9 protein-coding genes are annotated in these 9471 nt (G+C 75.0%); 4 read left to right on the forward strand and 5 right to left on the reverse strand.

All coding sequences use genetic code 11. The annotated features are described in order from the left end of the window. From GPJ59_RS28390 to GPJ59_RS28405, 4 genes are all read left to right on the forward strand, one after another. Positions 1-1301: ADP-ribosylglycohydrolase family protein (locus tag GPJ59_RS28390; protein ID WP_219670557.1), on the forward strand; the 1301-nt coding region annotated here is incomplete at its 5' end. After that, positions 1298-2230, forward strand: coding sequence for a ribokinase (gene rbsK, locus GPJ59_RS28395; RefSeq protein ID WP_219670558.1), 933 nt, complete (start codon positions 1298-1300; stop codon positions 2228-2230). The genes GPJ59_RS28390 and rbsK, both read left to right, overlap by 4 nt. Beyond that, complete coding sequence (locus GPJ59_RS28400; RefSeq protein ID WP_258025046.1) at positions 2227-3651, forward strand: CaiB/BaiF CoA transferase family protein; 1425 nt, start codon at positions 2227-2229, stop codon at positions 3649-3651. The genes rbsK and GPJ59_RS28400 overlap by 4 nt, the downstream gene beginning before the upstream one ends. Beyond that, positions 3648-4478 carry an HpcH/HpaI aldolase/citrate lyase family protein gene (locus tag GPJ59_RS28405; RefSeq protein WP_219670559.1) on the forward strand — a complete coding sequence of 277 codons (831 nt, stop codon included), beginning with the start codon at positions 3648-3650 and terminating at the stop codon, positions 4476-4478. Before GPJ59_RS28400 ends, GPJ59_RS28405 begins: the two co-directional genes overlap by 4 nt. Positions 4479-5158: 680 nt before the next feature. On the opposite strand, the gene lgt is transcribed toward GPJ59_RS28405, so the two are convergent. The 5 genes from lgt to trpM form a co-directional block, all read right to left on the reverse strand. Further along, positions 5159-6097: a prolipoprotein diacylglyceryl transferase gene (gene lgt, locus GPJ59_RS28410; protein ID WP_219670560.1), complete on the reverse strand. Its 939-nt coding sequence runs from the start codon at positions 6095-6097 to the stop codon at positions 5159-5161. 68 nt (positions 6098-6165) lie between these two features. Further along, a complete protein-coding gene (locus GPJ59_RS28415) occupies positions 6166-6969 on the reverse strand; it encodes a thioredoxin domain-containing protein (protein WP_219670561.1) in 804 nt (267 codons plus the stop codon). Positions 6970-7073: 104 nt separating this feature from the next. Then, positions 7074-7898, reverse strand: coding sequence for a tryptophan synthase subunit alpha (gene trpA / locus GPJ59_RS28420; protein ID WP_308120533.1), 825 nt, complete (start codon positions 7896-7898; stop codon positions 7074-7076). Continuing rightward, on the reverse strand, positions 7895-9157 hold the full coding sequence (gene trpB, locus GPJ59_RS28425) for a tryptophan synthase subunit beta (protein ID WP_219670562.1): 1263 nt from the start codon (positions 9155-9157) through the stop codon (positions 7895-7897). The genes trpA and trpB overlap by 4 nt, the downstream gene beginning before the upstream one ends. 167 nt (positions 9158-9324) lie before the next feature. After that, positions 9325-9471 (reverse strand): tryptophan biosynthesis modulator TrpM (gene trpM, locus GPJ59_RS38945; protein ID WP_374200932.1); only part of this gene is annotated, 147 nt, incomplete at its 5' end.

A 9471-nucleotide genomic window follows, 5' to 3' on the forward strand; every position in this document is an offset into this window, starting at 1 on the left:
GCGGCCGCCCGGCCCCCACCCGGTCCGGCGCCTCGGCCGAGCCCGCCGACCCCGCCCTGCGCGCCCTGGCCCTGCGCCTCCTGGACGAACTGGCCGCGCTCCCCTCCCCCTTGACCGCCGACGAACCGGATGTGCCCGAGGCGGTCCTGGCCACCTGCACGGACCGGCTGCCGGCCCCGGCGGCGCACGAGGCCCCCGCCCCTGTCCGGCCGGCAGCGCCACGCGTCGACCCCGTGCTCCAGGCGCGGCTGGAGGCCGCGTGGGGGGGGCGGGCCGGGGGGGGTGTGCTCGGGGAGCCCGTCGAGAAGCTGACCCTGCCGGCGATCCGGGCGCTGGCGCGGGCCGCCGGGAACTGGCCGCTCGACGGCTGGTTCACGCAGCGCCGCGTCCCCGCCGAGCTGCTCGCCGCGCACCCGTGGAACCGCCGGTCCGCCGCCACCTCCCTCGCCGAGAACATCGACGGCACTCCCGAGGACGACGACCTCGACTACCCCTTGCTGAACCTGCTCCTGCTCCAGCGCCACGGCAAGGCCTTCCGCACCGCGGACGTCGCCCGCCTCTGGCTCGACGAGCTGCCCGCCGGGCGGACCTTCACCGCCGAGCGGATCGCGTACCGCAATCTCCTCCTCGGCCTCGAACCCCCGCTCACCGCCCGCCACCACAACCCCTTCCGGGAGTGGATCGGCGCGCTGATCCGCGCCGACGTGCACGGCTGGACCAACCCCGGCGACCCCGCCCGCGCCGCCGCCCAGGCGTACCGCGACGCCGTCCTCACGCACACCGCCAACGGCGTCTACGCCGCCATGTTCGCCGCCGCCGCGCTCGCCGAGGCCGCGGCCGGCGGTAGCGACGTACACGCCGCCCTGCGCGCCGGGCTGGCCGTCGTACCGCCCCGTTCCCGCCTCGCCGAGGCGGTCCGGTTCGGGATCGCGCAGGCCCGGCGCGCCGCCCCGCAGCCGGCCGGCTTCGACGAGGTCGTCGACCGGCTGCACGAGCGCTACGGGCACTACCACTGGGTCCACTCCGTCCCGAACGCCGCGCTCCTCGCCGCCGCCCTCACCCACGCCGACGGCGACTTCACCGGCTCGGTCTGCCGGGCCGTCTCCGGCGGCTGGGACACCGACTCCAACGGCGCCACCGCCGGCTCGCTCGCCGGTCTGCTGGCCGGCTCCCCCGCCCGGATCCCCGACCGCTGGACCGCGCCCCTGAAGAACCGCCTGGCCACCACCGTCCCCGGGTTCGACGGCATCGGCTTCGACACCCTCGCCCACCTCACCGCACTGGAGGCAGCCCGCCCATGACCGCCATCGCCGTGCTCGGCAGCACCAACATGGATCTCGTCGCCTACGTCCCCAAGGCCCCCCGCCTCGGGGAGACCGTGACGGGCCGGGAGTTCCGGACCGTCCCCGGCGGCAAGGGCGCCAACCAGGCCGTCGCGGCCGCCCGCGCCGGCGGGGAGGTGAGGATGATCGGGGCGGTCGGGGCCGACGACTTCGGCGTACGGCTGCGCGCCGCGCTCGGCGCCGCCGGGGTCGACACGGCCGCCCTGCGCACGGTGGAGGGCGCCAGCGGTACGGCGCACATCACCGTGGACGACGAGGGCGGCAACAGCATCGTCGTCGTCCCCGGCGCCAACGGCCGCCTCACCTCCCTGGAGGACGGGGACGAGGCCCGGATCGCCGCCGCGGACACGCTGCTGCTGCAGCTGGAGGTCCCGCTCGGCGTGGTCACCGCCGCCGCCCGGGCGGCCCGCGCGCACGGCGTACGGACCGTGCTCACCCCGGCGCCCGCCCAGCCGCTGCCGCCCGAGCTGCTGGCCGCGACCGACCTGCTGGTGCCCAACGAGCACGAGGCCGCCGCGCTGACCGGGCTCACCGACGCCCGCCAGGCCGCCGAGGCGCTGCTCCAGCAGGTGCCCGCGGTGGCGGTCACCCTCGGCGCCGCCGGCGTGTTGTGCGCGGCGCGCGGCCGGGCACCGCTGACCGTGCCCGCGCCCCGGGTGCGGGCGGTGGACACGACCGCGGCCGGGGACACCTTCGTGGGGGCGCTGGCCGTGGCCCTCGGCGAGGGCCGGGCCGTGCGGGAGGCGGTCTCCTGGGCGTGTGCCGCGGCCGCGCTGTCGGTGCAGCGGCCCGGCGCGCAGGACTCGATGCCGGCCCGCGCCGAGATCGACGCATTCGCGTACGCCGAGTACGCCGAACAGACCGGCACCTCCGGCAGCGCGTCATGACCGGCTACGGGCCCCGCTACGGGACCGCATCCGCGACCGGCAACGGGACCGCATCCGCCACCGGCTCGGGGACCGCGTCCGCCACCGGCTCGGGGACCGCGTCCGCCACCGGCTCGGGGACCGCGTCCGCCACCGGCTCCGAGACCGCTTCCGCCGCCGGCTCCGCCACCGCCGCCCCGGCCGGAACGGGCCCGGCGGTTGCCGGACCGGCCCCGGGTGCCGCGCCCGCGCCCGGGCCCGGGCCGCTGGCCGGGCTGCGGGTGCTGGACCTCGCCACGCTGTTCGCCGGCCCGCTGGCGGCCACCCTGCTCGGCGACTTCGGCGCCGAGGTGATCAAGGTCGAGCACCCCGGCCGCCCCGACCCCTCCCGCGGCCACGGCCCCGCCAAGGACGGCGTGGGCCTGTGGTGGAAGCTGCTCGGCCGCAACAAGCGGACCGTCACCCTGGACCTGTCCACCCCCGGCGGCCGGGACGTGCTGCTGCGGCTGGCCGCGGGAGCGGACGTGGTGGTCGAGAACTTCCGCCCCGGCACCCTGGAGCGGTGGGGCCTGGGCTGGCCGGAGCTGAGCGCGGCCAACCCGCGCCTGGTGCTGGCCCGGGTCACCGGCTTCGGGCAGCTCGGCCCGTACGCCCGCCGCCCCGGCTTCGGCACCCTCGCCGAGGCGATGAGCGGCTTCGCCGCGCTCACCGGGGAGCCGGACGGCCCGCCGACCCTGCCGCCCTTCGGGCTCGCCGACTCGATCGCGGCGCTCACCGCCGCGTACGCCGTCCTGACCGCGCTCGCCGGGCGCGCGCGCACCGGGTGCGGCCAGGTCGTGGACCTGGCGATCATCGAGCCGATCCTGACCGTGCTGGGCCCGCAGCCGCTCTGGTACGACCAGCTCGGCTACGTCCAGCCGCGCACCGGCAACCGCTCCCCGAACAACGCCCCCCGCAACACCTACCGGTCCGCCGACGACCGCTGGCTCGCGGTGTCCGCCTCGGCCACGTCGGTTGCCGAGCGGGTGGTACGGCTGGTGGGGCGGCCCGAGCTGGCGGCCGAGCCGTGGTTCGGGACGGGAGCGGGCCGGGCGGCGCACGCGCACGTGCTGGACGAGGCGGTCGGCTCCTGGATCGCCCGGCACAAGGCCGAGGAGGTGGTCTGCGCGTTCGAGGGGGCGCAGGCGGCGGTGGCGCAGGTCTACGACGTACGGGACGTCATGACCGACCCGCAGTTCGCCGCGCTGGACACCGTCACCGAGGTCGACGACCCCGAGCTCGGCCCGCTGCGGATGCAGAACGTGCTGTTCCGGCTGTCCGGGACCCCGGGCGGCATCCGCTGGGCGGGCCGCCCGCACGGCGCGGACACCGATGCCGTGCTCGCCGAGCTCGGGCTGACCGAGGCGGAGATCACCGCCTTGCGGAAGGACGGGGTGCTGTGATCCTCACCTGGCTGTACGCGCCCGGCGACCGGCCGGAGGTGGTGGCCAAGGCGCTCGCGGCGGGGGCCGACGCGGTGATCGTGGACCTGGAGGACGCGGTGCCGGCCTCCCGCAAGGAGTACGCCCGCGCGGCGACGGCGGAGCTGCTGGCGGACCGGCCGCCGGTGCCCGTGCACGTCCGGGTCAACGCCCTGGACTCGCCCTGGGCGGGCGCCGACCTCGGGGCGCTGGCGGGCCTGCGGGGGCTCGCGGGGCTGCGGCTGCCGAAGGTGACGGCGCCGGAGCAGGTGGTGGCGGTGGCCGAGCGTACGGGCGGGGTCGCGCTGTACGCGCTGCTGGAGTCGGCGGTGGGGGTGGAGCGGGCGTACGACATCGCCCGCGCCCACCCGGCGCTGCGGGGCCTCGCGCTGGGCGAGGCGGATCTGCGGGCCGACCTGTGCCTGGCCGGGCCGGGGGCGGACGCGGGCCTGGACTGGCCCCGGTCACGGGTGGGGGTCGCCGCGCGGGCGGCCGGGATGCCGCCGCCGGCGCAGTCGGTCTTCCCCGACATCCGCGACCTGGGGGCGCTGGAGGTGTCCTGTGCGCGGGGGCGGGCGCTGGGGTTCCTGGGGCGGGCGGCGATCCATCCGCGGCAGCTGCCGGTGATCGAGCGGGCGTACCTGCCGGGGCCGGAGGAGGTGTCGGCGGCGTGGGAGGTCGTACGGGCGGCCAAGGCGATGCCGGGGGCGCTGGCGCTGGCCGACGGGCGGTTCGTGGATCCCGCGGTCGTGTCCGCGGCGAACCGTACGCTTGTCCTGGCGGAGCGCAGCCAAGCCGACGACGCCTGAGCAGGCCCCGTCGGCCGGGTCCGCCCGGCCCCTTCCGACCTGGCCTGGCCAGCCCGGCCCCACCCTGCCCCTGCCGGGGCCGCCCGTCACCCGCCCTCGGACCGTGCTGGGCCGCTCGCGCAGTTCCCCGCGCCCCTCAAGGGGGACGATCTGCCGCCGGCCGTCCTCGGACCGTGCCGGGTTGCTCGCGCAGTTCCCCGCGCCCCTGACGGGGCCAGATCCGCCGCCGGCCGTCCCCGGACCGTGCCCGGTTGCTCGCGCAGTTCCCCGCGCCCCTGACGGGGGCGCCTCGTGCAGCGCCCCTCAGGGGCGCGAGGAACTGCGCGAGCGGCCCAGAACAACCTGCCGGTCCACGACGAACAGGACAACCCCAGGGGCGCGGGGAACTGCGCGACCAGCCCAGGACAGCCCGCCGGTGCACGACGGACAGGACGGCCCCAGGGGCGCGGGGAACTGCGCGACCAGCCCAGGACAGCCCGCCGGTGCACGACGGACAGGACGGCCCCAGGGGCGCGGGGAACTGCGCGAGTGGCCCGGGACAGCCTGCCGGGGTACGACGGACAGGACGGACCCGGGGGCGCGGGGAACTGCGCGAGTGGCCCGCAGGTGGCACGGCGTGGCGAAGGGGTACCGCGCGGTGGCGCGGTACCCCTTCGGAGATGGTTCGCCAGGCGGAGCCGTCAGAGCTTCTTGCTGCCTGCGGCGTCCTCGGCCGGTTCCGAGGCCGGATCGGCCTCGGCCTCCGGCTCGGCCTTGGCATCCGTCGGCCCGGCCTCGGCAGTCTTGGCCGGCCCCTCCGGGAGCGAACGCTCTGGTTCGACCACCGTTTCGCGGCCCGGCCTCAGCTTTGCCGAGAGGACGAAGTACACCACCGCCAGGACGAAGACCACGATCGCGGTCCAGACGTTCAGGCGCAGGCCCAGGATGTGGTGGGCGTCGTCGACGCGCATGTACTCGATCCAGCCCCGGCCCGCGCAGTACGCCGCGACGTACAGGGCGAAGGCCCGGCCGTGGCCCAGCTTGAAGCGGCGGTCGGCCCAGATGACCAGCAGCGCGACGCCGATGCACCACAGCGACTCGTACAGGAACGTCGGGTGGTACGTGCCCGCGATCCGGTTCGGGCCGTCGCTGATCTCCAGCGCCCAGGGGAGGTCGGTCTCGCGGCCGTAGAGCTCCTGGTTGAACCAGTTGCCCCAGCGCCCCGCGGCCTGCGCCAGGGCGATCCCGGGCGCCAGGGCGTCCGCCCAGGCCGGCAGCGGGATGCCGCGGCGGCGGCAGCCGATCCAGGCGCCGACCGCGCCCAGCGCGATCGCGCCCCAGATGCCGAGGCCGCCCTCCCAGATCTTGAAGGCGTCGACCCAGTTGCGGCCCTCGACGAAGTACAGCTGGTAGTCGGTGACCACGTGGTAGAGGCGTCCGCCGACGAGGCCGAACGGGACCGCCCACACGGCGATGTCCGCGACCGTGCCGGGCTTGCCGCCCCGCGCGATCCAGCGCTTGTTGCCGAGCCAGACGGCGATGAAGACACCGAGGATGATGCAGAACGCGTAGCCGCGCAGCGGGATCGGTCCGAGATGGATCACGCCGGTCGACGGACTGGGGATGAAGGCAAGTTCCATGGCAGACCTGACGCTACCCTGCCGGGCGGTACGCACCGCAACCCGCCCGGCAAGCTGAAACCAAAACGTCAGCTACCGCCCGTCTTCGCGGCGGCCTCCACCTTCTCCTTGAGCTTCTGCGGCGTGAGCGGATTGGCCTGGTCGGCGAAGATGTCCTTGCCGTCGAGGAGAATCGTCGGGGTCCCGCGGAACCTTCCGTCGCGGAAGGCCGCGTACGACTTGGCCACCCAGCTGTTGTGGACGCCGTCCGCCACGCACTTCTCGAACTCGGGCGTGACCAGTCCGTCCACCTTCCGCGCCAGCTCGATCAGCCGGGCGTTGTTGCCGTAGGCGTCGTCGGTCTCCTGCGGCTGGTTCTGGAAGAGGATGTCGTGGTAGGCGGCGAACTTGCCGGCGTCCTGCGCGCAGGCGGCCGCGTTCGCCGCCTTCAGGGAGCCGCTGCCGCCCATGTTGTTGTCGATCAGGGTGACCAGGTGGTACTCGGCCTTGAGCAGGCCCTTGGCCTCCAGGTCGTGCACGGTGGCGCGGTAGCCGTCCTCGAAGGACTTGCAGGCTGGGCAGCGGAAGTCCTCCCAGACGACCAGGGTGGACTTCGCGCCGTCCTTCCCGGTCTGGATGGCCAGGGCGTCCTTGCCGGTGGCCCCGGAGGGCGCGACGGCCGGTCCCGCCTCGGCCGCGTCCTTGTCCTTGCCGGTGTTGGCCGCGATCACGCCGACCACGGCCGCCAGGCCGAGTACGCCGACCACGGCCCCGGCCACCAGCATCGTCCGGCGCCGCTTCTCCCGGGACTTCTGCTTCTCGCGCTCCACCTGGAGGCGCTCCCGGGCCGATCGCTTCGCTTCGCGGTTCGCACCGTCGTTCTTCTCGTTCACGCCCTGCCGAACGAAGCGGGGAGGCACTCGCGTGCCTCCCCGCTCCCACTTCCACCCGATCGGACTACAGAACCCTCCGGGGGGAACAGTCGTACGTCAGCGGCTCAGCGGCGGACGCCCGCCGCGAGCCCGCCCGCCAGTGCCCGTACGGCGGCCAGCCCGGCCGGCAGGTCCGGCGCGTCCAGCAGCAGCTTGACGAAGGCCGAGCCGACGATCACCCCGTCGGCGAAGCCGGCCACCTCCTTGGCCTGCTCGGCGTTGGAGACGCCCAGGCCGACGCAGACCGGGGTGTCAGTGGTCCGGCGGGTGCGCTCGACCAGTTCCTTCGCCTGCGCGCCGACCGAGGCGCGGGTGCCGGTGACGCCCATCAGCGAGGCGGCGTAGACGAAGCCGGTGCCGGCCTCGGTGATGGTGGCGAGCCGCTCGTCCTTGCTGGAGGGGGCGACCACGAAGACGGTGGCCAGCCCGTGCTTCGCGGCGTGCTCGCGCCACGGCCCGGACTCCTGGACCGGCAGGTCGGGCAGGATGCAGCCGGCGCCGCCGGCCGCCGCGAGCTCGGCGGTGAAGCGCTCCACGCCGTACCGGTCGATGGGGTTCCAGTACGTCATGACCAGGACCGGGGCGCCGGTGGCCGCATGGGCCTCCTCGACCGTGCGCAGCACGTCGGCGATCTTCACCCCGCCGCGCAGGGCGATGTCGTCGGCCGTCTGGATGACGGGGCCGTCCAGCACCGGGTCGGAGTGCGGGAGCCCGACCTCGACGATGTCGGCGCCGCCCTCGATGGCGGCCTTGACCGCCTCGATGCCGCCGTCGACGGTCGGGAAACCGGCCGGGAGGTAGGCGACGAGGGCGGCCCGGTCCTCGGACTTTGCCTTGGCGAGGGTGTCGCTCAGCAGCTGGATGTTCCCGTGTCGGATGGTGCCGCTCACTTGCTCTCCCCCTCGGTGGCCTCGGCCGTGCCGTCGCCGTCGTACAGCCCGAAGTAGCGGGCCGCCGTGTCCATGTCCTTGTCGCCGCGGCCGGACAGGTTGACGATCAGCAGACCGTCCTTGCCCAGCTCCTTGCCCAGGTCGAGGGCGCCCGCGAGGGCGTGCGCCGACTCGATGGCCGGGATGATGCCCTCGGTGCGCGGGAGCAGCCGCAGCGCCTGCATGGCGGCGTCGTCGGTGACCGCGCGGTACTCGCCGCGGCCGGTGTCCTTGAGGTAGGCGTGCTCGGGGCCGATGCCCGGGTAGTCCAGGCCCGCCGAGATCGAGTAGGGCTCGGTGATCTGGCCCTCCTCGTCCTGCAGGACGTAGGAGCGGGAGCCGTGCAGGATGCCCGGCTCGCCCGCGGTCAGGGTGGCCGCGTGCTCGCCGGTCTCCACGCCGTGTCCGGCCGGCTCGAAGCCGACCAGGCGGACGCCGGCGTCGGGGATGAAGGCGTGGAAGAGTCCGATGGCGTTGGAGCCGCCGCCGACGCAGGCCGCGACGGCGTCGGGGAGCCGGCCGGCGCGCTCCAGGATCTGGCGGCGGGCCTCGACGCCGATGACCCGGTGGAAGTCGCGCACCATGGCCGGGAAGGGGTGCGGGCCGGCGACCGTGCCGAAGAGGTAGTGGGTGCGGTCGACGTTGGCGACCCAGTCCCGGAACGCCTCGTTGATGGCGTCCTTCAGGGTCCGCGAGCCGGACTTCACCGCGATGACCTCGGCGCCCAGCATGCGCATGCGGGCCACGTTGAGGGCCTGGCGCTGGGTGTCGATCTCGCCCATGTAGATGGTGCAGTCGAGGCCGAAGAGGGCGCAGGCGGTCGCGGTGGCCACGCCGTGCTGGCCGGCGCCGGTCTCGGCGATGACGCGGGTCTTGCCCATGCGCTTGGTCAGCAGCGCCTGGCCCAGCACATTGTTGATCTTGTGCGAGCCGGTGTGGTTGAGGTCCTCGCGCTTGAGGAAGATCCGCGCGCCGCCGGCGTGCTCGGCGAACCGCGGCACCTCGGTCAGGGCGCTGGGCCGGCCGGCGTAGTTGACCAGGAGGTCGTTCAGCTCGGCGGCGAAGGACGGGTCGCCCTTGGCCTTCTCGTACTCGACGGCGACCTCGTCCACGGCGGCGACGAGCGCCTCGGGGATGAACTTGCCGCCGAAGTCGCCGAAGTAGCCCTCGGCGTTGGGGACGTGACCCTCGGGGTCCGGAATGAAGAACTCACTGGACATGCCAGTACTCCTACGGAAGCGACGGTTGGATGCACCGTATTGCGCCGCAGGTCCCACGGGCCTCGCGCCTCGCTACAGCACCGCCGTACGCATACACGTACGCATACATGTGCGCATGCACGTACGCAGCGGCGGTACGGCGGCGGAGGCGGCCGGGCAGGGGACGGCTACCGCGCAGCTCCGGGGCGCCATCGCATGCCGTTGACCTGGCCGGGCTCGGAGCCGATCACGTACCGCACGCGGCGGCCGAGCACCCGCCGGGCCGGGGCCCGGCAGCCGCGCGGGGATCCGCGCCCTCTTCGAGGCCCCCACCG

The sequence above is a fragment of the Streptomyces bambusae genome (genome assembly GCF_019400985.1).
In the GTDB taxonomy this organism is placed as follows: domain Bacteria; phylum Actinomycetota; class Actinomycetes; order Streptomycetales; family Streptomycetaceae; genus Streptomyces; species Streptomyces bambusae_A.

Excerpts from the sequence above, each read along its gene's own strand:
- rbsK (WP_219670558.1), top strand. The coding sequence starts at position 1,298 with ATGACCGCCATCGCCGTGCTCGGCAGCACCAACATGGATCTCGTCGCC.
- GPJ59_RS28400 (WP_258025046.1), top strand. The coding sequence starts at position 2,227 with ATGACCGGCTACGGGCCCCGCTACGGGACCGCATCCGCGACCGGCAAC.
- lgt (WP_219670560.1), bottom strand. The coding sequence starts at position 6,097 with ATGGAACTTGCCTTCATCCCCAGTCCGTCGACCGGCGTGATCCATCTC.
- trpB (WP_219670562.1), bottom strand. The coding sequence starts at position 9,157 with ATGTCCAGTGAGTTCTTCATTCCGGACCCCGAGGGTCACGTCCCCAAC.